Source organism: Aquicoccus sp. SU-CL01552 (assembly GCF_040365005.1).
In the GTDB taxonomy this organism is placed as follows: Bacteria; Pseudomonadota; Alphaproteobacteria; order Rhodobacterales; family Rhodobacteraceae; genus Antarcticimicrobium.
The window spans coordinates 57,737-81,323 of record NZ_BAABWV010000011.1; the positions used below are offsets into that span (position 1 = coordinate 57,737).

Below are 23,587 nucleotides of genomic sequence, written 5' to 3' on the forward strand. Positions count from 1 at the left end.
CTTTCCCCCCGCGCGGCGCTGGCATAAGACGGGGGCGAACATCACAGGCAACGCCCCATGTCCCATATTACCCTTGTCCGCCACGGCCAGGCCAATACCGAGGCCCGCGACGAAACCAGCTATGACCGGCTCAGCCCGCTGGGCCACCAGCAGGCGCAATGGCTGGGGGCGCATCTGCGCGCCTCGGCGGCCGATCACGGCCGGATCTATTGCGGCACGCTGACCCGGCACCTGGAGACAGCGCAGGCGATGGGACTGGGCGAGGCGGTGCGCGATCCGCGCCTGAACGAGCTGGAGTATTTCACCCTCGCCCAGTTGATGGAGCAGCAGCGCGGCGTGGCGATTCCGCAGGACCGCGAGGGGTTCGTGGCGCATCTGCCGCTGGTCTTCGAGGCCTGGCAGCGCGGCGAGATCGACAATCCGCCGGAAAGCTTCGAGGCCTTCGAGACCCGCGTGCGCGAGGCGCTGAGCGAGATCGCGGCCGGGTCCGGCCCGGCACTGGTGGTCACCTCCGGCGGGCTGATCGCCATGGCGATGCGGCAGGTGCTGGGCCTTGGCGTCCCGTCGATGGCGCGCATGGCGCTGGCGATCATGAACACCTCGCTGCACCGGCTGTTTCCCATCGGCGACGCGCTGAGCCCGGTTCTGTTCAACGCGGTGCCGCACCTGGAACAGCCAGAGCGGCATTACGCCCAAACCCATCTGTGAAAGGAGCCCTTCGATGACGCATCTCTGGGTCCGGGCCGAGCAACGGCCGAACGAAGACCGCGTTGGCCTGACCCCCGAGGGCGCGGCCGCGCTGATCGCCAAGGGGATCGAGGTCACGGTCGAGGAGAGCTCGGTTCGTGCCATCCCGATCGACGGCTACCGCGCCGCCGGCTGCACCATCGCGGCCGAGAACAGCTGGCCCGAGGCCCCGCGCGACGCGATCATCTTCGGGCTGAAGGAACTGCCCGAGGACGGCACGCCGCTGTCGCACCGACACATCATGTTCGGCCATGCCTTCAAGGGGCAGCATTCGGGCAAGGAGCTTTTGCGGCGGTTCAAGGCTGGCGGCGGCACGCTCTACGATCTTGAATATCTGGTGGACGAGGCCGGGCGCCGGGTCGCCGCATTCGGCTATTGGGCCGGCTATGCGGGCGCGGCGGTCACGCTCAAGGCCTGGGCGGCGCAACAGCGCGACGAAATCTGCGGGTCGGTCGGTGTCTATCCCGGCAAGGATGCACTGCTGTCCGAGCTGGCGGGCGAATTGGACGCGCTGGACGCGCCCCGCCCCCGCGCCATCGTGATCGGCGCGCTGGGCCGGGTCGGCACCGGCGCGGCGGACCTCTGCGAGGCATTGGGCGTTGCGGTGACCAAGTGGGACATGGAGGAAACCGCGAGCGGTGGCCCCTTCCCGCAGATCCTGGAGCATGACCTTTTCCTCAACTGCATCTTCGCACGGCCCGGAACGCCGGTCTTCGTGCCGAAATCGGCACTGACCGCGCCGCGCCGGCTGAGCGCGATCGGTGATGTCGCCTGCGACCCGGACAGCGATTACAACCCGGTGCCGGTCTACGACCGGGCCACCACCTGGGACGCGCCGGTGCTGCGGGTGGCGCAGGACCCGGTGCTGGACGTGATGGCGATCGACAACCTGCCCTCGATGCTGCCGGTGGAAAGTTCGCAGGATTACGCGGCGCAATTGCTGCCGTCGCTGCTGACGCTGGAGTCACTCGACACGGGCGTCTGGGGTCGGGCCAAGGCCACCTTTGACAGCCACATGGGCTGAGGCGGCGAAACTTCAATTCAAACAGGGGGAACGACCCATGACCATTCATTGGTGCGGAACCGGCCTTTCGGCCATTCCCGGGCTGCGCAGGCTGCTCGAAGCGGGACAAGAGGTGACCGTCTGGAACCGGACGGTCGACAAGGCGCGCGAGGCCGTCGGCGACCTGACCGACGATATTCGCGCCTTTGACATGGAGGCGATCGGTGCGGCGCTGAAAAAGGGCGATGTCGTCGTCTCGATGCTGCCGGGCGACTGGCACGTGCCGCTGGCGGAACTGGCGATCTCCAAGGGTGCCAATTTCGTCTCGTCCTCCTATATCGCGCCGGAGATGCGGGCGCTGGACGACAAGGCCAAGGCGGCGGGCGTGACGCTGGTCAACGAGGTGGGCCTCGATCCGGGGATCGACCACCTGATGGCGCATGCGCTGATGGCCGATTACCGCGCCTCGGACGCGTTCGACGCGCAGAACCAGCTCAGCTTCATCTCCTATTGCGGCGGGGTGCCCAAGATCCCCAACGATTTCCGCTACAAGTTCTCGTGGTCGCCGCTGGGCGTGCTCAAGGCGCTGCGCTCGCCGTCGCGCTCGATCCGCGATTTCGAAGAGCTCAAGGTCGACCGCCCTTGGGATGCGATCAGCAGCTATACCGCGCCGCTGCCCGAGGCCGAGACCTTCGAGGTCTATCCGAACCGCGACAGCCTTCCCTTCATCGCCGAATACGGGATCGACGCGGCCTGGCCGGTCAAGCAGTTCGTGCGCGGCACGCTGCGGCTGGACGGCTGGGCCGAGGCCTGGTCGGATGTGTTTGCCGAGGTCGAGACGCTGACCGGCCCCGAGGGCGAAGCACGCCTCAAGGAGATGTCGGACCAATTCTGGAACGAGAACGCCTATGACGAGGGCGAGCCGGACAGGGTGGTGCTTTGCGTCGGTCTGACCGCCGAGAAGGACGGCAAGGAGGTCTGGCACAAGACCTATGTTATGGATGCCTGGGGCGACGCGCAGGGCACCGCGATGGCGCGGCTGGTGTCGGTCACCGTGGCGCTGGCGGTCGAATCGGTCATCGCCGGCCGGATCGCGCCCGGCGTGCATGCCGCCCCCAGCGCACCGGAGCTGGTGCAGGACTGGATGGGCGAGATCGACAAGCTGGCGCAGCACCTGCAGGTGGTCGATCACCTCACGTGATCGGAAACACCGTCTGAACGAACGGCAGGGCCCGATGGGAAACCACAGCGGGCCTTGCTAGACGCTCACACCGAAAAACCAGCCGACCCCCGCGGTGACGGCCATGGCAAAGACGCCCCACACCACCACGCGGATCGTTGCGCGCAGGACCGGGGCCGCGCCCGCCTTGGCCCCGAACGCGCCAAGCGCAGCCAGGACAATGACGGTAACAACAAGTACCACCGGGATGATCGACCCCGCCGGAGCGAAGAACGCGGCCAGCAAGGGGACCGCAGCGGCGACACTGAACGTCACCCCCGAGGTGAACGCGGCCTGCAAGGGGTTGGCGGCGTGCACCTCTGAAAGGCCAAGCTCATCCCGAACATGGGCCCCCAGCGCATCATGCTCGGTCAGCTCTTGCGCGACCAGAAGCGCGGTCTCGGCACAAAGCCCTTTCTCCCGATAGATGCTGGCGAGTTCGGCCAGTTCGGCCTCGGGGAATTCCTCCAGCGCATCTGCTTCGCGCGCGATGTCGGCCCGTTCGGTATCGGACTGCGACGACACCGAAACATATTCGCCCGCCGCCATCGACATCGCCCCGGCCGTGAGCCCCGCAATGCCCGCGATGACAACGGCGTTCGGGCTGGGGTTCGCCGCCGCAACCCCCACGATCAGGGACGAAACGGAAACCACCCCGTCATTCGCGCCAAGGACGGCGGCACGAAGCCATCCGCTGCGCGTGATATAGTGGGGCTCACCCGGATGGGCGGAAATATGGTGCATCGAGAAGGCCTTTTCCCTGGTCGCAGAGCAGCAAGGCCTCTCATAGCCGAGATACATTCACATCCGAAGATGTATTTTTCGGGCAGGAAAACCATGTCGCGGAAAAGACCTGCGGGCGGCTTTCCCGGCGCGGCGGCCACGTCCTACATCAGGTCGTTTTCCACGTCCTCGACCGAGATGCCCAGCGCCTCCAGCCCGTTTTCCAGGTTGTCGGCCAGGTGCGGCGTGCCGATCAGGTAATCGGAGCAGGGGGTCGTGGCCTCGGCCTTGGCGGTTGCCAGCGCCTCGTTCCAATCCTCGGCGAAAAAGCTCTCGCGGCCGATCCACATGACCGCCACCAGCTCGGCCTGTTCATCCTCGCTCATGCGGTCGATGAAGGCGCGCATTTCGCCCTCGGCGCGGCCCAGTTCCCGCGCCATCACCGCCACCTGCGCTACCTTGCGCGCGGAAATATCCATGGTTCTCATCCTTCTGTTCGCGTTGGTCCGGTCATCTCATACCGGCCCCTCGGCCCCGGTCCTTGATCCTGCGCAAATTGCGCCGGCTCCGCTCTGCGTACCCCGCGCAGGCGCAGAATGCCATCGCGGCCGCGCAGTTCGGTTTCGGCGGCCATGTTCCAGGGGGGGGCCTCTCGATCCTGTCGCGCCATGCGCAGGATATCACAGGACGCCAGAATATCCGCACCCAACCGCTTGGTCTCTTCCTCCAGCCGGGCGGCGATATTCACGGTGTCGCCGAAGACCGAGTATTCCAGCCGGTCGGTGGTGCCGACCACGCCGCTGAACACCGGCCCCCAATGCAGCCCGATCCCGGCCCGCAGCGGCGGCGCGCCGGCGGCAACACGAACCCGCGACCAGTCCGCGATCTCCTCGCGCAGGCGCAGCGCACAATCGACGCCGGCACGGGCGGTTGCGGCGGAATCCTCCCCCTCTTCGAACACGATCATCGCGGCATCGCCCATGAACTTGTCGAGGATGCCGCCCGTCGCCCGTGCCACGGCGGTGACCCGGCGGCGGTACTCGGTGGCGAAATCCGACAGCTCCTGCGCCGTCATATCCTGGGACAGGCGGGTAAAACCACGCAGGTCGATGAACAGAACGGCGGCTTCGTGCCAACGGCCACGGCGCAGTTCGTCCAGCCCGCCGGCGGCGAGGCGCGGGGCCAGTTGCCCGGGCAGGTAGCGGGTGAGGTTGGTGGCGTTTCGCGCCTCGGTGATCGAGCGCAGCAACAAGAGCTTGGTGCGCAGCGCCGCCACCACCAGCACCGCGCCCGCAAGGCCCAGCATTGCCACCCGCATCGCGTTCGGCGCGAACCCCATGAACAGTGCCGCGACGCCCGAGCGCGGCACGAACCCGTCGCCCGGCGGCAGGCTGATCAGATAGGCCAGCCCGCCCACGGTGAGTAGTGCGATGAACCCCTGGATACCCGGATTGAACCGAAGCACGCCGAAGGCCAGCACCACCGGCCCCAGCCAGACGGCGGGAAAAACAAAGGCATGGCCGCCGGGCAGGCCGGTGTTCGCCATGCTGATCCACACCCCGTAGAGAAAGAACAGGCAGTCGGCGGCGGCGGCCGGCCAGATCATCCAGATCCGCAACCAGCCACGCCGATAGCCCCACCAGGCCAGCGCGCCGAGGATGAAGTACCCCGCCATCATCGCGGTGGCATAGAACCATTGAAGTTCAAGCACCTTGGTCTGGGCCGGCAGGTCCGAGTCCGCGGCCACCAGCGCGAAGGACAGCACCAGGGTCAGCACCGCAAGCATCCGCAAGACCCCGACAAGCCCCTCGGCCCGAAGCTCGGCCTCACGGAACAGCCGGATGGTTTCAGGGGGCGGCCGTACCGGCCAGACCTTACTCGGCACTTTCGGTCACGGCGGCGAACCCGCGTCCGCGCCCCTCGACCAAGGCGGGCGTCTCGATCTCGGAGCCTTGCGTGACCACGCCCATCGATTCGAACTTGCGCGCCGAAGGCAGCACCCGGCTTTCCATCGAGGCGACCGCCTTGTTGTAGTGCTCGACCGAACGGTTGAGCGCTTTGCCGACCGCATCGAGGTGACCGCCAAAGGTGTTGAGCCGGTCGTAAAGCTCTTTCGCGACCTTCTGCACCTCGACCGCGTTCTCGGCCATCTTCTCCTGCTGCCAGCCATAGGCGATGGCCTTGACCAGCGCCATCAGCGTGGTCGGCGTGGCGATCAGTACCTTGCGTTCGAAGGCGTATTCGATCAGCTCGGCGTCCGCCTCGACCGCCGCCGAGACAAAGGTCTCGCCGGGGATGAACATCACCACGAAATCGGGCGTGGTCGGGATCTGGTCCTGATAGGCCTTGGACGACAGCAGTTTGACATGCTGGCGCACCTGCGCCGCGTGGCGGGCGAGGTGATGTTGCTGCTGCTCGGGCGTTTCGCATTCCAGCGCGTCGAGATAGGCCTCCAGCGGAGTCTTGGCGTCGATCACGATGCTCTTGCCGCCCGGAATCTGCACGATGGCGTCGGGACGGCGGGCGCCGTCGTCGGTCTCCATGTGATGTTCCAGCGTGTAATCGACGTTCTCGGCCATGCCGGCCATGTCGAACACCTGGCGCAGCTGCATCTCGCCCCAGCGACCGCGGGTCTTGGGCGCGCGCAGGGCCTGCACCAGCTTGCGCGTCTCGGTGCCCAGGCTCGCCTGCCCCTCGGCCAGTTGGCGCACCTGTTCGCGAATCGCGCCATAGGCATCGTTGCGGGCCTTTTCGATTTCCTTGATGCGGGTGTCGAAAACGGTCAGCTTCTCGTTCAGCGGCTTGACCAGGTTCTCGATCGCGGTCTTGCGTTTCTCCAGGTCCTCGCTGGCAGTGACCTCGTGCGACTTGAACCGTTCCGAGGCCAGCTTGAGGAAGGATTCAGAATTGCGCTGCAACACGCCGGAGGCCAGCGCGGCAAAACGATCCTCCATCTCCTTCTTCATGCCGCGCAATTCCTCCAGCCGGGCGGCATGTTCGGATTTCAGGGTCTGCAACTCGGTCTCGGCGCTGATGCGCAATTTCTGTTCGTCGCCATGCAGGCGGCGCAGATCCTCGATCACCTGAAGCAATTCCGGGATCCGCCCGGCTTGGGCCCGCTGCTCGGCCAGATCAAGGCGCAGGCTGTGCGCCTCGTCCTCATAGGGGCGCAATTCGCGGATCAGTGCGCGCAGCGCCATCTGGCGCAGCAGCAGCGCCAGGACCAGCAACGACAGGGCCACCGTCGCCCAGATCAGGATCTGTTGCGGCGGGATGGCCTGTATCGCGGTCAGAACATCATCCATCGTCCTCTCGGTCCCCGTTCCTGTTTGGTTCTTTCCCCTTCCAGTTGAACCAAGCGGTCGGAAAAGGCAAGGCCGGCCTCAGCTGCGTCCGAAAAGCCGTTCGATATCGGTCAGCTTCAGCTCCACATAGGTGGGCCGGCCGTGGTTGCACTGGCCCGAGTGCGGCGTCGCCTCCATCTCGCGCAGCAGCGCGTTCATCTCTTCGGCCCGCATCCGGCGCCCCGAGCGGATCGAGCCGTGACAGGCCACCCGGCTCAGGATCGCCTCGATCCGGGCCTGCACCAACTGGCTGTCGCCGACGTCGTCCAGTTCGTCGAGGATGTCGCGGAGCATCGCCTCGGCGTTCACCTCTCCCAGGATCGCGGGGGTTTCACGCACGGCGACGGCATTTCCGCCGAAGGCCTCGATCCCAAGGCCCATTTTCTCCAGATCGCCCGCGACCTCGAGCAGCCGGGCGCAATCGCCGCCGGAAAGCTCCACGATCTCCGGGATCAACAGTGCCTGCGCCGCGACGCCGTTTTCGGCCATCTGTTTCTTGAGCTTTTCATAGACCAGCCGCTCATGCGCGGCGTGCTGATCGACGATCACCATGCCGGTTTCGGTCTGGGCGATGATGTAATTCTCGTGCACCTGCCCGCGCGCCGCGCCCAGCGGCAGGGATTCGGCGGCGGTCTCGTCAGCCGCGCCCTCCTCCGGTACCTCGACCACCCGGCCGCTGTAGGCAGTCGAAAGCTCGGCAAATCCCGGCTCGGGTCGGGCGCCATAGGCCGGGGCCGGCTCCATCGGCGCCTGCGCCTGGTAGGCTGCGGCGCGGGCACCGGCCGAGGGGCGGTCCATCTGGTAGACGCGCGGCGGTGCGCCCGCGGGTTCCGGGCGCATCGCGCCCAGCGTCGCCGCCCCCACGGTCGAGGACGCCCGGTGCCCGGCCTCGGCAAGCGCGTGCCGCAGGGTCGAGACGATCAGCCCGCGCGGAATGCCCGGTTCACGAAAGCGCACCTCGGATTTGGCCGGGTGCACATTGACATCGACCAGCTTGGGATCGCAATCGAGGAACAGCGCGGCGGCCGGGTGGCGATCGCGGCTGAGGAAATCGAAATAGGCCGCGCGCAGCGCCCCGGTCAGCATCCGGTCGCGCACCGGGCGGCCATTGACGAACAGGTACTGCATCACCGCCGCGCCGCGCGAATAGGTCGGCAAGGCAGCGTAACCGAACAGCCGGATCCCCTCACGCGTGGCGTCGATCGGCATGGCATTCTCGGCAAAATCACGGCCCAGAATGCGCGCAAGCCGCGCCTGCAGCGCGCCGAAAAGATCGCCGTTCTCCGCCTCGGCGCGGAAGGTGACCCGCCCCTCGCCGCCGCCCGAGACGTCGCGCAGGGTAAAGCCGATGGCAGCCTCGGCCATTGCCAGCCGTTTGACCACATCGGTGATCGCCTGGCTTTCGGCGCGGTCCGAGCGCATGAATTTCAGCCGGGCAGGCGTGGCAAAGAACAGGTCGCGCAGTTCCACCACGGTTCCGGCGCGCAGGGCGGCGGGACGCACCGGCTCCATCCGCCCGCCGGCGACGCGCAGCGTGGCGGCCTCCTCGCCCGGGGCGCGGCTGGTCAGGGTCAGCCGCCCCACGGCGCCGAGCGAGGGCAGCGCCTCGCCCCGAAAGCCGAAGGTGTGGATGTTCAGCAGGTCGGAGCCGTCGATCTTCGAGGTCGCATGACGCGACAGCGCCAGCGGCAGATCGTCCGGCGCAATGCCGCAGCCGTCGTCGGTGACACGGATCAGCGTCTTGCCGCCATCGGCGATTTCGATGGTGATCCGGGTCGCGCCGGCGTCGATGGCGTTCTCGACCAGCTCCTTGACGGCAGAGGCTGGGCGCTCCACCACCTCGCCCGCCGCGATGCGGTTGATCGCAGCATCGTCAAGCTGACGAATGACGGGGCGATTTTCGCCGATATTGCGGTCTTGGTAACCCATACCGCTATACCTAGCACGGCTTTGCGCGATTCTGCCAGATGGTTCCGGGGCGAAACCCCCGCTCAGAGCACCTCTTCCCGGCCGACGCCGACACGGGACCGGTGCGGACCGAACAGGCAGGCCAGCCCGAGGATCACCCCGGAGACGGCGGCGATCATCCCCGCCGCGCTGACCGCGTTCTGGCTGCCGAACCACAGCGGGCCATAGCCGGCAAAGACATAGCCGAGCACCGCCGAGAGCACGGCAAAGACCACGCTCCACATCACCTGGTGCTCCAGCCGGTTGGTGACCAGCCGCGCCGCCGCCGGCGGACAGATGAACATTGCGATCACGATGATCGACCCGACCGCGTCAAAGGCGGCGACGGCGGCCACGGCGGCGGTGATCACCAGCCCCAGACCGATCGCCGTCACCGGCAGACCCAGCGCCTGTGCAAACCCCTCGTCGAAGGTCGAGATCTTGAGCCAGCGCCAGAACACGATCGTGAGCACCACCACCAGCGCGCAGACCACCGCGATGCGGCCCAGCTCGTCCGGCAGCGCGGCCAGCGCCACCGGGTCGAGCAACGATCCCCAGCCCTTGGCGCGGAACCAGATCAGCGATTCAAGGTTGCCCATCAGCGCGTGTTCCACGTCGAGGTGCACCGCCGAGGTATCGGTCTGTTCCAGGATCAGCACGCCGGCGGCAAACAGGGTGGTAAAGGTCACGCCCATCGCCGCGCCGGGTTCGATCCGGCCCAGCCGCTTGATCGCCTCGATCAGCACCACCGCGACCAGCGCCGCCCCGGCCGCGCCCAGCAGCATCGGGATCGCCGCAACCGCGCCGGTGACCAGAAAGGCGACGACGATGCCGGGCAGCACCACGTGGCTGATGGCATCCCCGATCAGCGCCTGCCGCCGCAGGATCAGGAAGTTTCCGGGCAGCGCGCAGGCCACCGCGGCAAGGACGCCGATCAGCAGCGGCGTGAGCGAGAACTGGACGAATTCATTGCCCATCAGGCAAACCCTCCTACCGACCGGGGGCCGCCGAGGCGGCTGTCGAAAACTTCGATTTCATCGGCGGTAAACACCTCTTCGATCGGGGTCAGCCCGTCATAACGGCCGGTCAGCCCGGCGTCCTGGTGAACCTCGCGGGCGATGTCCCAGCGGCGCTCGTCGCGGGCGACCTTGGCGGCCTGGGCGCGCCCGGCCTCGGTGGCGACACCATCGGGTCGCACCAGCCCCTCGGCCCGCAAAACGCGGAGGGTATAGCGCTCGAGGATCGGCTCAGAGCGGGCCAGCGCCAGCAGACCCTGCCGCCGGTGCACCCGCCGCTGGAACCGGCGATGGCGCAGCACAGCCGCCGCGACACCCCGCGCCGGGGCCAGGAACAGCGACAGCAGGAACAGCCCGGCGGCGACCAGCACGATGATCGGCCCGGTCGGCAGCGCCGGTGCCGAGGCCGAGATCGCCGCACCGAGATAGCCCGCAAGCCCGCCCAGCGCCCCGGCGATCCAGACCACGCTGCCGGCGCGTTCGGTCCAGAACCGCGCGGTCACCGGCGGCACGATCAGCATCGCCACGATCAGGATCAGCCCGACCAGCTTCAGCCCGATCACCGTCACCGCCATCACCAGCCCCATCATCGCAAGGTCGATGCGGCGCACGTCATAGCCCGAGGCCGCCGCATATTCCGGGTCAAAGGCCACCAGCGTCATCGGTCGGCGCAACAGGTAGGTCGCCAGCACCGCCAGCGTGCCGCCCACCGCGATCACCACCGCGTCCTGGAACAGCATCCCGGCGGTCGAGCCGAGCAGGAAACCCTCAAGCCCGGCCTGCCGCCCCGCGCTCATGGTCTGGATCACCGTCAACAGCACGATGCCGATGCCAAAGAAAACCGACAGCACCGCGCCGATCGCCGCATCCTCCGACAGGCGGGTGCGCCGCGCGATCCATTCCACCAGCAACAGCCCGATCCCGGCGGTCACCGCCGAGCCGGCCAGCAGCCCCAGCAGGCTGCGCCCGTCGCCGCCCAGCGCCACCATGATGATGAACGCCAGCCCGACCCCGGGCAGCGTCGCATGCGCCACCGCGTCCGAGACCAGCGCCCGCTTGCGCAGGAACAGGAACGTGCCCGAGGCACCGGCGGCAAACCCGAGCAAGGCCGACCCGACCGCGACCAGCGCCGCGTTGTACCCCGCCTGGAGCAGGAGTGCGGAAAGGAGATTGCCCATGCTCAGCCCTGCGCCAGATCCAGTTGATCCAGATGCGTGGTCGCCAGCCGTCCGCCATAGGTGGCGTGCAGATTCTCGGCGGTAAAGGTCTCGGCCACCGGCCCCTGCGCAATGCGGCGCACGTTGATCAGGAACACCTCGTCGAAATAGCTGGCCACTGTGGCCAGGTCGTGATGGACGCAGACCACCGCCTTTTTCTGGGCCTTGAGCGATTTCAGCACGTCGATGATGGCGCGCTCGGTCGCGGCGTCGACCCCGGCAAAGGGTTCGTCCAGCAGGTAAAGGTCGGCATCCTGCGCCAGCGCGCGGGCGAGAAAGACCCGCTGTTGCTGACCGCCCGAAAGCTGGCCGATCTGGCGGGCGGCGAAATCGCCCATGCCGACCCGGTCGAGGCAGTCGCGCGCACGCGAAAGATGCGCGCCGGTCAGCCGCCCCAAAAGCCCGACGCGGCGATACAGCCCCATCAGCACCACGTCGATCACGGTGGTCGGGAAATCCCAGTCGACGCTGGCCCGCTGCGGCACATAGGCGATGCGGTCGCGCGCCACGCCGATGGGCTGGCCAAACACCGCCACCTCGCCCGAGAGCCGGGGAATCACCCCCAGCGCGGCCTTGAGCATGGTCGATTTGCCGGCGCCGTTCGGCCCGATGATCGCGGTCATCGCCTCGGGCGCGAAGGTGGCATCGACCGAGAACACCGCCGGTTTCTCGCCGTAGGACACGGTCAGCCCGCGCAGCGCCAGCGGCGCATCGGCGGGGATCGGGGCGCGCGGGGTGGCCCGCCCCTCGGTCGCGGCAAGGGCGACAGGTGTGTGCGTCATCCTCGGCTCCATCAGTTCAACAACCCCTGCATGCCCTTGTCCGGCACCGCGCCGCCCAGCGCCCCGGCGATCACGGTGGCGTTGTGGTCGATCATGCCCAGGTAGGTGCCCTCATAGGTGCCCGGCTCGCCCATCGCGTCCGAGAACAGCTCGCCGCCGATCACCACCTCGTGGCCCTGCGCGGCGGCGCCCTCGATCAGCGCGCGGATATTGCGATCAGAGACCGAGGATTCGACGAAGACGGCGCCGACGTTGCGGCTCACCAGCATGTCGACCAGTTCGGAAATCCGCCGCAACCCGGCCTCGGATTCGGTCGAGATGCCCTGGATGCCGACCACCTCGAACCCGTAGGCCTTTCCGAAGTAGTTGAAGGCGTCATGCGCGGTGACCAGCACGCGGCTGTCGTCGGGAACCGAGGCCAGAACCCCGGCGGTGTATTTGGCCAGGACAGCCAGTTCGGCCAGATGCGCCTCGGCATTGGCGCGAAACGCGGCTTCGGCCTCGGGCCGGGCCTCGATCAGGGCATCGCGCACGGTCACGACGACGCGGCTCCACAACTCGGGGTTCATCCAGACGTGCGGGTCGAACTTGTTGTCGTAATCGTCATGACCGATGAGCAAGTCGCGCGGCAACCCCTCGGCGACCGCAACCACCCCGCCATCCTGCGCCAGGTCGCGCATGAAGTCCTCCATCTGCGCCTCGAGGTAGAGGCCATGCCACAACACCAGGTCGGCATTGGCCAGCGCAACGATGTCCGAGCGGGTCTGGCGATAGGCATGCGGATCGACCCCCGGCCCCATCAGTGCCCGCACCTCGACCGCCTCGCCGCCCACCTCGATCGCCGCGTCGGCGATCATCCCGGTGGTCGCGACCACGCTCAGCGGTGCCTCGGCCAGCGCCACGGTGGCGCCGAGGGGAAGCGCGGCCAGAGCGCCGAAGAGTTTCAATGCGGTGCGTCGGATCATGTCGAAAAGCTCCTTTGGCGGTGGTGTTGAAGCGAATATGCGAATGATTCTCAAAACTGTCAATGAAAATGAGAATTAGTCGCAACTAAATTCCAGCCCGCCGCTTGCCATGACCCCGGACCCGTGCCAGCCTGCCCGCAAAACAGCCACCGGACACCCCCGCATGGACACGACGAAACCCGCATCGACCGCGCAGCTGCCGCAGGTGACCGAGCCGCGCAATCCCGGCATGGCGCTGGACCTCGACTGGGTGCGCGCGGTGCAGGCCAATACCTCGGCCATCGAACGCCGCGCCGCCACCCTGCCCGGCCGCCGCAGCGTGAAGAAGGCTTATCAGGCGGCCTGGTTGTTGAAGGCGGTCAGCTGCATCGACCTGACCACGCTGTCGGGCGACGACACCGCGGCGCGGGTGCGGCGGCTCTGCGCCAAGGCGCGCCAGCCGGTGCGCGCCGACCTGCTGTCGGCGCTGGGGATCGAGGGGCTGACCGTGGGCGCGGTCTGCGTCTATCACGAGATGGTCGCCCCCGCCGTCGCCGCGCTGGAGGGTTCGGGCATCCCGGTCGCCGCCGTCTCGACCGGGTTTCCCGCCGGGCTGTCGCCGTTCCCCCTGCGCGTCGCCGAGATCGGCGAAAGCGTGAAGGCCGGTGCCAAGGAAATCGACATCGTGATCTCGCGCCGCCATGTGCTGGAGGGCAACTGGCAGGTGCTTTACGACGAGATGCGCAGCTTTCGCGCTGCCTGCGGCGATGCCCACGTCAAGGCGATCCTCGCCACCGGCGAGCTGGGTACGCTGCGCAACGTCGCCCGCGCCAGCCTGGTCTGCATGATGGCGGGTGCCGATTTCATCAAGACCTCGACCGGGAAAGAGGCGGTGAACGCCACCCTGCCCGTTTCGCTGGTGATGATCCGGGCGATCCGCGACTATCACGAGCGTACCGGCTACCGCGTCGGCTACAAGCCCGCCGGCGGCATCTCCAAGGCCAAGGATTCGCTGACCTACCTGGCGCTGATCAAGGAGGAACTGGGCGAACGCTGGCTGCAGCCCGACCTGTTCCGCTTTGGCGCCTCGTCGCTGCTGGGCGATATCGAGCGGCAGTTGGAGCATCACGTGACCGGCGCCTATTCGGCATCCTACAGGCACGCAATCGGCTGATCCGCGACGGGGCACATGCGGCCCGCGCCGGACCAATGAGTATTTGAAAAGAGAAGAAGCCATGACCGTCACGGAAATCTTCGACACGATGGACTATGGACCCGCCCCCGAAAGCGCCGCCGAGGCGCTGGCCTGGCTGGTGGACCAGGGCGACCGCTTCGGCCATTTCATCGACGGGGCCTTTACCGCCCCCGGGACAGGTTTCGACAGCCGCAATCCCGCCACCGGCGAGGTTCTGGCCACCCTGACCCAGGCCAGCGAAACCGAGGTCAACGCCGCCGCCGCCGCCGCCCGCCGCGCCCAGGGCAAGTGGGAACGCCTGGGCGGGCCGGGGCGCGCGCGACACCTCTACGCCATCGCGCGGCTGCTGCAGAAACACGCGCGGCTCTTCGCGGTGCTGGAAACGCTCGACAACGGCAAGCCGATCCGCGAAAGCCGCGATATCGACGTGCCGCTGGCGCAGCGGCATTTCTATTACCACGCCGGCATGGCGCAGCTGATGGAGACCGAGCTGCCGGACGCCCGGGCCATCGGCGTCTGCGGCCAGATCATCCCGTGGAACTTTCCGCTGCTGATGCTGGCGTGGAAGATCGCGCCGGCGCTGGCGATGGGCAACACCGTGGTGCTGAAGCCGGCGGAATATACCTCGCTGACGGCGCTGCTGTTCGCGGACATCTGCCGCCAGGCCGGGCTGCCCAAGGGGGTGGTCAACATCGTCACCGGCGACGGCGCGGTGGGCGAGATGATCGTGACCCATCCGGGGATCGACAAGATCGCCTTTACCGGCTCGACCGAGGTGGGGCGCAAGATCCGCGCGGCGACCGCCGGGTCCGGCAAGGCACTGACGCTGGAGTTGGGCGGCAAGTCGCCCTACATCGTGTTCGACGACGCCGATCTGGATTCCGCGGTCGAGGGGCTGGTCGATGCGATCTGGTTCAACGCCGGCCAGGTCTGTTGCGCCGGATCACGCCTCTTGGTGCATGAGCCGGTGGCCGAGCGATTCCACGCCAAGCTGCGCGCGCGGATGGACAAGCTGCGCGTCGGCGATCCGCTGGACAAATGCATCGACGTCGGCGCGGTGGTGGACCCGGTCCAGCACGCGGCGATCACCGACATGGTGGCGGGCAACACCGAGGGCGCGGTGCATCACGCCAATGTCACCCTGCCCGAGCGCGGCTGTTTCTATCCGCCGACGCTGATCACCGGGCTGTCGCCCTCGGATCGGCTGATGCAGGAAGAGATCTTTGGCCCGGTGCTGGTCTCGACCACCTTCCGCACCCCGGGCGAGGCGGTGCAACTGGCCAACAACACGTGCTATGGGCTTGCGGCATCGGTCTGGACCGAGAACGTGAACCTCGCCCTCGATATCGCGCCGAAACTGGCGGCGGGCGTGGTCTGGGTCAATGCCACCAACCTGTTCGACGCCGCCGCGGGCTTTGGCGGGGTACGCGAAAGCGGCTTTGGCCGCGAAGGCGGGTGGGAGGGGCTATCGGCCTATACCCGCCCCAAGGCGCGACCCAAGGCGCTGGCCCCCATGCCGCCATTTCCGGCCGGGGATGGCGCCCCCGCCGATCCGCTCGACCGAACGGCCAAGCTTTATGTCGGGGGCAAGCAGGCGCGGCCCGACGGCGGCTATTCCCGCGCCGTCTGGTCGAAATCCGGCGCGCTGCTGGGGCATGTGCCGCTGGCCAACCGCAAGGACCTGCGCAACGCGGTCGAGGCGGCGCAGGCGGCTTCGGGCTGGGCCAGGACCTCGGGGCACCTGCGGGCGCAGATCCTCTATTACCTGGCCGAGAACCTTTCGGCGCGGGGCGATGAGTTCGCCCACCGGATCGACACCTTGACCGGCAAGCGTGGCGGCGAAAAGGAGGTTCAGGCCGCGATCCAGCGCCTGTTCACCGCCGCCGCATGGGCCGACAAGTATGACGGCCAGGTTCACGGGGTGCCTATCCGGGGCGTGGCACTGGCGATGAAGGAACCGGTGGGCATCATCGGCACGCTTTGTGCCGACGAGGCACCGCTGCTGGGGCTGGTGGCTGTCATGGCACCGGCCATCGCCATGGGCAACCGGGTGGTGCTGGCCGCCTCCGAGCCTTTCCCGCTGGCCGCCACCGATTTCTACCAGGTGCTGGAGACCTCGGACGTGCCGGCGGGCGTGGTCAACATCCTGACCGGATCGCACGCAGAGCTTGCCGCGCCGCTGGCCTCGCACCTGGGCGTCGACGCGGTCTGGAGCTTTTCCTCCACCGATCTCTCGGGAGAGATCGAGCGCGCCTCGGCGGGCAACCTCAAGCGGTGCTGGGTAAACAACGGGCAGGCGACCGACTGGACCGCCCCCGACCTGCGCCCCTTCCTGGAGGCGGCGACCGAGGTGAAAAACATCTGGGTGCCCTACGGGGAATAAGCGAATGGTGCGCACCCCCGAACAGAAACGCCCGGTCCTGATCTTTCACGGGATCGGCACGCCCCGGCGGGCGTTGGAGCCGGGCGAGGCGGTGTTCTGGATCTCGCGCGCGGCGTTCTGCGACATCCTCGACCGGATCGTGGCGATGGGTGACCACGCGCCCGAGATCACATTCGACGACGGCAATGCCTCGGACGCCGAGATCGCCCTGCCGGAACTGGAAAAGCGCGGGCTGCGGGCGATGTTCTTTCTGCTCAGCGCGCGGATCGGGCAACCGGGATCGCTGTCAGAGGCCGACGTGCGCAGCCTTGCGGCGGCGGGCCATGTCATCGGCTTGCACGGGGCGGTCCATCGCGACTGGCGCGGGTTGGACGCGACGGGACGACAGGCCGAGTTTCGCGACGCCCGGCACCGGCTGACCGATCTTTCCGGCGCCCCCGTCACACGCGCCGCCGCGCCCTTCGGGCTTTACGACCGGGGGGTGAGGGCCGCGTTGCAGGATGAGGGGTTCGCCGCGCTTTACACCTCGGACCGGGGGCAGGCCCGCGACACACGGTTCCTGCGTCCGCGCAATTGCATCGAGGCGGGGATGAGCGAGGCCGCCCTGACCAACGCGTTGACCGGCCATGTGCCGCTGGCGCGGCACCCAAGGCGGGCGCTGGGGCTGATCCGCAAACGACTGCTTCCGGCACGGAGGGCGACATGATCACCGTCATCGTCCCGGCCTACGAGGAAGAGGGGATCATCGGCGACAGCCTGACCCACCTCTTGCGATCGAAAGAGCCTGCCGGCGCGGGCAAGGATCACCCGGTCGAGGTGATCGTGGTTCCCAATGGCTGCTCCGACCGGACCGCCGAGGAGGCGCGGGCGCTGGCCCCGGATTTCGCGGCGCGAGGCTGGCGGTTCCAGGTCACCGAGCGGGCGCAGGGCAGCAAGACCGCCGCGCTGAACGCGGGGATCGCCGCCGCGACTAATCCGCGGCTGATGTTCATGGATGCCGATGTGCATGTCTCGCCCGGGCTGGTCGCGGCGCTGGCGCATGCGGTCGACCGACCCGAGCCCACCTATGCCGGCGGGCAATTCCGCATCCGGCCCGCGCGCACCATCGCCTCGCGCCTTTATGCCCGGTTCTGGCCGCGCCTGCCGTTCATGGCGCAGGGTGTGCCGGGCTGTGGCGTCGCCGCCGTGAACGCCGCCGGGCGCGCCCGCTGGGATCAGATCCCCGAGCTGACCTCGGACGACATGTTCATCCGCAACCACTTTGCCCCCGCGGAGATGGTCGCCGTGCCCGAGACCTATTCCTGGCCCATCGCCGAGGGGTTCGGCGCGCTGGTCCGGGTGCGGCGGCGGCAGAACCGGGGGCTGGCGGAACTTGGGGAAAAACGCCCCGATCTTGTACGAAACGCGGGCCGGACCGCGCCCGGCGCGGGCGCGGCGCTGCGGCTGTTCCTGCGCGACCCGGCCGGGTTCCTCACCTATGCCGCCGTCGCGGTGACGGTGAGGACGCCGCTGTTCCGGCTACGCGGCCGTTGGGACCGCGACCGCGGCGCGCGCTGAGGTCAGTTGGTGGTGGTCTCCAGCCCCTCGGGCTGGCCGACGACGACGAAATGCAGATGCTCGGGATCGAGCAACTCGGCCGCGACGCGGTTGGCATCCTCGAGCGTGACGGCGTTTACCTTGTCGTTGCGTGTCTCGATGTAATCGATCGGCAGATCGTCCATCTGCATTCCGACGAGGATGCCGGCGATCCGCTCGTTCCCGTCAAAGCGCAACGGATAGGCCCCGGTGAGATAGGTCTTGGCCTTGTCCAGTTCTTCGGCGGTCACCCCATCGCGCGCCAGCCGTGTCCATTCGTTACGGATCACCTCCACCGCCTCGCCGATGCGGTCGTTGGCCGAGGCGACGCTGCCCATGTAGACCGAGGCCAGGTCGCGCGGCACGAGGTAGGAATAGACGCCATAGGTCAGCCCGCGTTTCTCGCGAACCTCACTCATCAGGCGGCTGTCGAAGCTGCCACCGCCGAGGATGGTGTTCAGCACATAGGCGGCAAAGAAATCCGGGTCGTGACGGTCGATCCCGCGCTGGCCGAACAGCGCCACCGACTGCGGCGTGGAAAAGGGTACCACGGTGACGCCGCCCGAGATGGTGACCTCGGCCTTGCCCGGCAACGGCGCGCCGGTCTCGGGCAGGTCGCCCAGCAGCTTGTCGAGCAGCACCCCCAGTTCGTCCGGGGAGATGTCGCCCACCGCCCCCACGTAAAGCCGGTCGCGGGCAAAGACGGCGCCATGGGCCGCAAGCAGATCGTCACGGGTCAACGCGGTGACGCTGTCGATCGTGCCGTTGCCGTCGCTGCCATAGGGATGGTCGCCATAGGTCATCGCGCGGAACGTCTGCCCGGCGATCTCGTTGGGGTCCTTGGCGTCGGAGCGCAAACCGGACAGCACCTGTCCGCGCACCCGTTCGATCGCCTCCGCGTCGAACCGCGGCTTGTGGATCGTGTCATGCAGCAGGTCCATCACCTGGTCGCGGTTCTCGGTCAGGAACCGGGCCGAGATCGAGACCGTGTCCGCCCCACTGTCAAACCCGAAAGAGGCCGCCAGCGATTCCAGCTCGCGGGCATAGGCGCGGGCGTCCAGATCGCCGGCCCCCTCTTCCAGCAGCCCGGTCATCAGGTTGACCGCGCCGCGCTTGCCCGGTGCATCCAGCGAGGTGCCGCCGCGAAACCGCAGCTCCAGCGCGGTGAAGGGAATCGAATGATCCTCGACCAGCCAGGCGGTGATGCCGCCGGGGCTGACCACCTCCTGTATCTTGACCGCCGCCGCCGCCGGCAGAGCCAGAACGATCAGCAGGATTGCCGTGATGAACGCCCTCATTGGTCCGCCTCCCCGTCGTCGCGCATCAGCCAGCCGGTGACCGAGGCCTGCGGCCGCAGCACCGTCCGCGCGGCCTCCATGATATCATCCTCGGTGACCGCCTGAAGCAGATCGGGCCAGGCCTGGACATCCGCGACCGTCAACCCGGTGGCCAGGGCCCGGCCATAGCGGTTGGCGATGCCGGCGACGTCGTCACGCTCATAGATCTGCGCCGAGCGCAGCTGCAGCTTTATCCGGTCCAGTTGCTCGGGGTCTATCCCCTGATCGAGAAAGGCGCGCAGGCTCGCGTCCAACGCATCTTCGGCCTGCTCCATCGTGACCCCTTCTGCCGGGACGACCACGAGATCGAAGGTCGTCTCATCCCGCGATACGCCCGAGTAGAACGCCCCGGTATAAACCGCGATCTTGTCATCGAACTGGAGCCGTTCCGCCAGAAACGAGGTTTGCCCGCCCCCGAGAATCTCGGACAGCAGATAAAGCGCCGCGGCTGTTTCCTGTGCGCCCGGGTCCCGCTCCGGCGCCAGGTAGGACCGGCTGATATAGGGCTGGGCCACGCGCGGGTCGGAAAACACCAGCCGTCGCACGGCGGTCTGGGGCGGCTCTTGAGAGCGGAGCCGCTCGGGCAGGTCCGGGTTGGCGGGGATCACGCCATAGTAGGTCTCGGCCAGCCGCCGCACCTCGTCGGGATCGACATCGCCCGAGACCACCAGGATGGCATCGTTCGGCGCGTAATAACGGTGATAGAAGGTCAGCGCATCCTCAAGGTCCAGCGTCTCCATCTCGTGCTTCCAGCCGATCACCGGCACGCCGTAACGATGGTTGAGGTATTGCGCCGCGTTCATCTGTTCGGAGAACAGTGCCGCCGGGTTGTTCTCGGTGCGCATGTTGCGCTCTTCCAGGATCACGTTGCGCTCGGTCTCGATGTCGTCCTCGCTGAGGCGAAGGTTGACCATGCGGTCCGCCTCCATCTTCATCATCAGGCCGAGCCGGTCTGCGGCGACACGCTGGAAATAGGCGGTGTAGTCATAGCTGGTAAAGGCGTTGTCACGCCCGCCGTTGGCGGCCACGGTCGCCGAAAGCTCGCCCGGGGCCATGGTGTCGGTGCCCTTGAACATCAGGTGTTCGAGGAAATGCGCCACCCCGGACGACCCCACCGGTTCGTCCGCCGAGCCGGCACGATACCAGACCATGTGCTGCAACACCGGGGCGCGGTGATCCTCGACCACCACGACCTGCATCCCGTTGTCCAGCGTGAAGCTGGTGACCGGCTCCTGCGGGTCGGCGTCCTGCGCCGCGAGGACCGGCGCGGTAAGCGCGGTCGCCAAAACGGCGGTAAGGGCGAGTTTTCTGATCATTCGGCAATCTCCGTTCCTGCGCCACGCTCAAAGGTACGCACAGCCGGCCCCGGTTCAAGCCGACGTCTCGAAAACGTGAGCCGGGTCAGCGGGTTGACGGTGGCGACGTCGGGGTGCCGGCGCCGGCGGCGCGATAGCGTTCGGTTTCCGGGAACGGTTCCAGCGCCTCGCGCCGATAGGCCTGCTCATAGCGGTCGACCGGCACGATTCGAAGGCGGGTCATGCGCGATTGCCGCTTGCGGAACTTGGCATCGGCCTCGGCCAGGGTTTGCCGCACGTCGGGGTCAACGCCATTGCGCGATGCGGCCGCGACCAGCGCACCATCCGCGGCCGGAACCCCACCCGGCACGGTCGCCTCGGCTCGCCCGCCCATCGCCACGGCGGCATCCGCCATCGGGTTGAGGTCGACCAGATTCGCCGAACCCGGGCTGGGCGTCGGCAGCGCGGAATAGTCCTGCGGCGCGGTCAGCGGTTTCACCGGCAGAATCATGAACTCGTCCGGCCCCGGCCCCGGTGCGCGCAGGTTGCGCAGCCCGGTTTTCGAGCACCCGGCGATCCCGACCGCCGCAATCAGCATGATGATACCCAGAGGGCGCGTCATGGCCACTCTCTCCCGCCTGTTTCGGGCGTGTTTAACCGATTTGCCGGGCAAGGTCACGGGGCCTTTTTCCTGTGCCCGTCCAGCAGGATCAACCCCGCCGCCCCGGCAAAGATGAACACGTCACCGACGTTGAAGACAAAGGGGTTGTCGATGCCGCAGCAGGACATGTTCACGAAGTCCAGAACATAGCCGTAAAGCAGCCGGTCGATCACGTTGCCCAGCGCGCCGCCGATCAGCAATCCGGCGGCAAGCTGCATGCCCCGCCCCGCCCGCATCCGCAGGATCCAGACGAAGACCGCCAAGCAGACCGCCAGCGAGAACCCGATCAGCGCCCAGCGCGCGATGTCCGAGCCGTTGTCGAGCAAGCCGAAGTTGATGCCCCTGTTCTCGCCATAGCGAAAATTGAGCAGCGGCGGCAGCACGTCGATCTCGCGCAGGCGCACCAGGCCCATCCAGTGCACCACGACATACTTGCTGACCTGGTCCAGCATGAAGGCCCAGAACCCGGCCCAGAACAGAGGGGCAAAGCGCACGGTCACTCAGTGCCGGAAATGGCGCATGCCGGTGAACACCATGGCCAGCCCCGCCTCGTCGGCGGCGGCGATCACCTCGTCGTCGCGCATCGAACCGCCGGGCTGGATCACGCAGGTGGCGCCGGCCGCTGCTGCCTCAAGCAGGCCGTCGGGGAACGGGAAGAAGGCATCCGAAGCCACCGCGGAACCGATGGTCAGCGGCTCGGCGAGGCCCAGCGCCTCGGCCATGCGCTCGGCCTTCTTGGCGGCGATCAGGGCCGAGTCGACCCGGCTCATCTGGCCGGCGCCGACGCCGACGGTGGCCTGGTCCCGGACATAGACGATGGCGTTGGACTTGACGTGCTTGGCCACCTTCCAGGCGAACAGCAGGTCACGCATCTGCTCTTCGGTCGGGGCGAGCTTGGTCACCACCTTGAGATCGTCCATGCCGACGAAACCGTTGTCCTTGTCCTGCACCAGGACGCCGCCGGAGACCTGGCGAAAGGTCTTCATCCCCGCCATCACGTCGGGCAGCCCGTCGGTGGTCAGCAGGCGCAGGTTCTTTTTCTTGGCAAAGATCTCCTTTGCCGCGTCCGAGGCGCCCGGCGCGATCACCACCTCGGTGAAGATGCCGGTGATTTCTTGCGCCGTTTCGGCATCCAGCGGCTTGTTCAGCGCGACGATGCCGCCAAAGGCGCTGGTGCGGTCACAGTCGAAGGCGGATTTGTAGGCCTCGAGCAGGGTCGCGCCCTTGGCCACGCCGCAGGGGTTGGCATGCTTGATGATGGCACAGGCGGCCGTGTCCTCGGGGGCAAATTCCGCCACCAGCTCAAAGGCCGCGTCGGTGTCGTTGATGTTGTTGTAGGACAGTTCCTTGCCCTGGTGCTGCACCGCGGTCGCCACACCGGGGCGGTTCGAGCCATCGGTGTAGAAGGCCGCGCTTTGGTGCGGGTTCTCGCCATAGCGCAGGGTCTGGGCCAGCGTTCCGGCAAAGGCACGGCGCCGCGGCGCAGGCTGTTCCAGAGCCTCGGCCATCCAGGCCGACACGGCGGCGTCATAGGCGGCGGTGCGCGAATAGGCGGTCAGCGCCAGTTTTTGGCGGAAGCCATAGCTGGTCTGGCCGTCGTTCGCATCCAGTTCGGCCAGCAGCGCGTCGTAATCGGCCACGTCCACCACGACGTTGACAAAGGCGTGGTTCTTCGAGGCCGCGCGGATCATCGCCGGGCCGCCGATGTCGATGTTCTCGATGCAGGTGGCATAGTCGGCGCCCTTGGCGACGGTTTCCTCGAACGGGTAGAGGTTGACCACCAGCAGGTCGATCGGCGCGATCAGGTGGGTGTCCATCGCTGCCTGGTGCGAGGGATCATCACGCAGCGCCAGCAGCCCGCCATGCACCATCGGGTGCAGGGTTTTGACCCGGCCGTCCATCATCTCGGGGAATCCGGTCACTTCCGACACGTCGCGCACCTCGAGGCCGGCATTGCGCAGGGCGCCGGCGGTGCCGCCGGTGCTGATCAGCTCGACCCCGCGTGCGGCCAGGGCCTGGCCCAGTTCGATCAGGCCGGTCTTGTCGGAGACGGAAAGCAGGGCACGGCGCACAGGGTAGAGGTCGGTCATGAATCGATCCTTGATCTCGGTTAGGTCTGCGCGCGGCATAATCCATATCCCGCCGGGATTGAACCACCCCTTTTGCCGCGCCGCAGCAAGCCGGGCGCCCCCCGCCGCG

General features: G+C 67.5%; 21 protein-coding genes. 7 read left to right on the forward strand and 14 right to left on the reverse strand.

Going from position 1 to position 23,587, the window contains the following annotated elements:
- Window positions 1-57: 57 nt before the first annotated feature.
- The 3 genes from ABWV23_RS13375 to ABWV23_RS13385 are packed head-to-tail and all read left to right on the forward strand — an operon-like array spanning window position 58 to window position 2,951.
- Window positions 58-708, forward strand: a complete 651-nt coding sequence (locus ABWV23_RS13375) for a histidine phosphatase family protein (RefSeq protein WP_353348541.1) — start codon at window positions 58-60, stop codon at window positions 706-708.
- 13 nt (window positions 709-721) lie between these two features.
- Window positions 722-1,771 carry a saccharopine dehydrogenase gene (locus ABWV23_RS13380; RefSeq protein ID WP_353348543.1) on the forward strand — a complete coding sequence of 350 codons (1,050 nt, stop codon included), beginning with the start codon at window positions 722-724 and terminating at the stop codon, window positions 1,769-1,771.
- 37 nt (window positions 1,772-1,808) lie between these two features.
- Entirely contained in the window at window positions 1,809-2,951 is a 1,143-nt protein-coding gene (locus ABWV23_RS13385; protein WP_353348545.1) for a saccharopine dehydrogenase family protein, read from the forward strand.
- Window positions 2,952-3,008: 57 nt separating this feature from the next.
- On the opposite strand, the gene ABWV23_RS13390 is transcribed toward ABWV23_RS13385, so the two are convergent.
- From ABWV23_RS13390 to ABWV23_RS13430, 9 genes are all read right to left on the reverse strand, one after another.
- Complete coding sequence (locus ABWV23_RS13390; protein WP_353348547.1) at window positions 3,009-3,713, reverse strand: VIT1/CCC1 transporter family protein; 705 nt, start codon at window positions 3,711-3,713, stop codon at window positions 3,009-3,011.
- A 143-nt stretch (window positions 3,714-3,856) separates the two neighbouring features.
- Entirely contained in the window at window positions 3,857-4,171 is a 315-nt protein-coding gene (locus ABWV23_RS13395) for a DUF3775 domain-containing protein (protein WP_353348549.1), read from the reverse strand.
- Between the two features lie 5 nt (window positions 4,172-4,176).
- Window positions 4,177-5,577, reverse strand: coding sequence for an adenylate/guanylate cyclase domain-containing protein (locus ABWV23_RS13400; protein WP_353348551.1), 1,401 nt, complete (start codon window positions 5,575-5,577; stop codon window positions 4,177-4,179).
- Window positions 5,567-6,997 (reverse strand): DNA recombination protein RmuC, encoded by a 1,431-nt coding sequence (locus ABWV23_RS13405; protein ID WP_353348553.1) that lies wholly within the window; start codon window positions 6,995-6,997, stop codon window positions 5,567-5,569. The genes ABWV23_RS13400 and ABWV23_RS13405 overlap by 11 nt, the downstream gene beginning before the upstream one ends.
- Window positions 6,998-7,075: 78 nt before the next feature.
- Window positions 7,076-8,965, reverse strand: coding sequence for a DNA mismatch repair endonuclease MutL (mutL, locus tag ABWV23_RS13410; RefSeq protein WP_353348555.1), 1,890 nt, complete (start codon window positions 8,963-8,965; stop codon window positions 7,076-7,078).
- Window positions 8,966-9,027: 62 nt separating this feature from the next.
- The gene (locus ABWV23_RS13415) at window positions 9,028-9,960 is read right to left on the reverse strand and encodes a metal ABC transporter permease (protein WP_353348557.1); all 933 of its coding nucleotides are present in this window, start codon (window positions 9,958-9,960) and stop codon (window positions 9,028-9,030) included.
- Window positions 9,960-11,177: a metal ABC transporter permease gene (locus ABWV23_RS13420; RefSeq protein WP_353348559.1), complete on the reverse strand. Its 1,218-nt coding sequence runs from the start codon at window positions 11,175-11,177 to the stop codon at window positions 9,960-9,962. Before ABWV23_RS13420 ends, ABWV23_RS13415 begins: the two co-directional genes overlap by 1 nt.
- A gap of 2 nt (window positions 11,178-11,179) precedes the next feature.
- Window positions 11,180-11,998, reverse strand: a complete 819-nt coding sequence (locus ABWV23_RS13425) for a metal ABC transporter ATP-binding protein (RefSeq protein ID WP_353348561.1) — start codon at window positions 11,996-11,998, stop codon at window positions 11,180-11,182.
- An 11-nt stretch (window positions 11,999-12,009) separates the two neighbouring features.
- Entirely contained in the window at window positions 12,010-12,963 is a 954-nt protein-coding gene (locus ABWV23_RS13430) for a metal ABC transporter solute-binding protein, Zn/Mn family (protein WP_353348563.1), read from the reverse strand.
- A 163-nt stretch (window positions 12,964-13,126) separates the two neighbouring features.
- Here ABWV23_RS13430 and deoC point away from each other — a divergent pair, with 163 nt between their 5' ends.
- The 4 genes from deoC to ABWV23_RS13450 all read left to right on the forward strand — a co-directional run bounded on the left by deoC (window position 13,127) and on the right by ABWV23_RS13450 (window position 18,077).
- The gene (gene deoC, locus ABWV23_RS13435; protein ID WP_353348565.1) at window positions 13,127-14,116 is read left to right on the forward strand and encodes a deoxyribose-phosphate aldolase; all 990 of its coding nucleotides are present in this window, start codon (window positions 13,127-13,129) and stop codon (window positions 14,114-14,116) included.
- 61 nt (window positions 14,117-14,177) lie between these two features.
- Window positions 14,178-16,520: an aldehyde dehydrogenase family protein gene (locus ABWV23_RS13440; RefSeq protein ID WP_353348567.1), complete on the forward strand. Its 2,343-nt coding sequence runs from the start codon at window positions 14,178-14,180 to the stop codon at window positions 16,518-16,520.
- 4 nt (window positions 16,521-16,524) lie between these two features.
- Window positions 16,525-17,226: a polysaccharide deacetylase family protein gene (locus ABWV23_RS13445; protein ID WP_353348569.1), complete on the forward strand. Its 702-nt coding sequence runs from the start codon at window positions 16,525-16,527 to the stop codon at window positions 17,224-17,226.
- Window positions 17,223-18,077 carry a glycosyltransferase family 2 protein gene (locus ABWV23_RS13450; protein ID WP_353348571.1) on the forward strand — a complete coding sequence of 285 codons (855 nt, stop codon included), beginning with the start codon at window positions 17,223-17,225 and terminating at the stop codon, window positions 18,075-18,077. Before ABWV23_RS13445 ends, ABWV23_RS13450 begins: the two co-directional genes overlap by 4 nt.
- A 2-nt stretch (window positions 18,078-18,079) precedes the next feature.
- Here the strand turns inward: ABWV23_RS13450 and ABWV23_RS13455 are convergent, their stop codons facing one another.
- The 5 genes from ABWV23_RS13455 to purH form a co-directional block, all read right to left on the reverse strand.
- Entirely contained in the window at window positions 18,080-19,393 is a 1,314-nt protein-coding gene (locus tag ABWV23_RS13455; protein WP_353348573.1) for a M16 family metallopeptidase, read from the reverse strand.
- The gene (locus ABWV23_RS13460) at window positions 19,390-20,748 is read right to left on the reverse strand and encodes a M16 family metallopeptidase (RefSeq protein WP_353348575.1); all 1,359 of its coding nucleotides are present in this window, start codon (window positions 20,746-20,748) and stop codon (window positions 19,390-19,392) included. The genes ABWV23_RS13455 and ABWV23_RS13460 overlap by 4 nt, the downstream gene beginning before the upstream one ends.
- A gap of 85 nt (window positions 20,749-20,833) precedes the next feature.
- Complete coding sequence (locus ABWV23_RS13465) at window positions 20,834-21,349, reverse strand: DUF3035 domain-containing protein (protein ID WP_353348577.1); 516 nt, start codon at window positions 21,347-21,349, stop codon at window positions 20,834-20,836.
- 53 nt (window positions 21,350-21,402) lie between these two features.
- Window positions 21,403-21,882: a signal peptidase II gene (lspA, locus tag ABWV23_RS13470; protein WP_353348579.1), complete on the reverse strand. Its 480-nt coding sequence runs from the start codon at window positions 21,880-21,882 to the stop codon at window positions 21,403-21,405.
- Between the two features lie 6 nt (window positions 21,883-21,888).
- Window positions 21,889-23,478, reverse strand: coding sequence for a bifunctional phosphoribosylaminoimidazolecarboxamide formyltransferase/IMP cyclohydrolase (purH, locus tag ABWV23_RS13475; protein ID WP_353348581.1), 1,590 nt, complete (start codon window positions 23,476-23,478; stop codon window positions 21,889-21,891).
- Window positions 23,479-23,587: the final 109 nt, after the last annotated feature.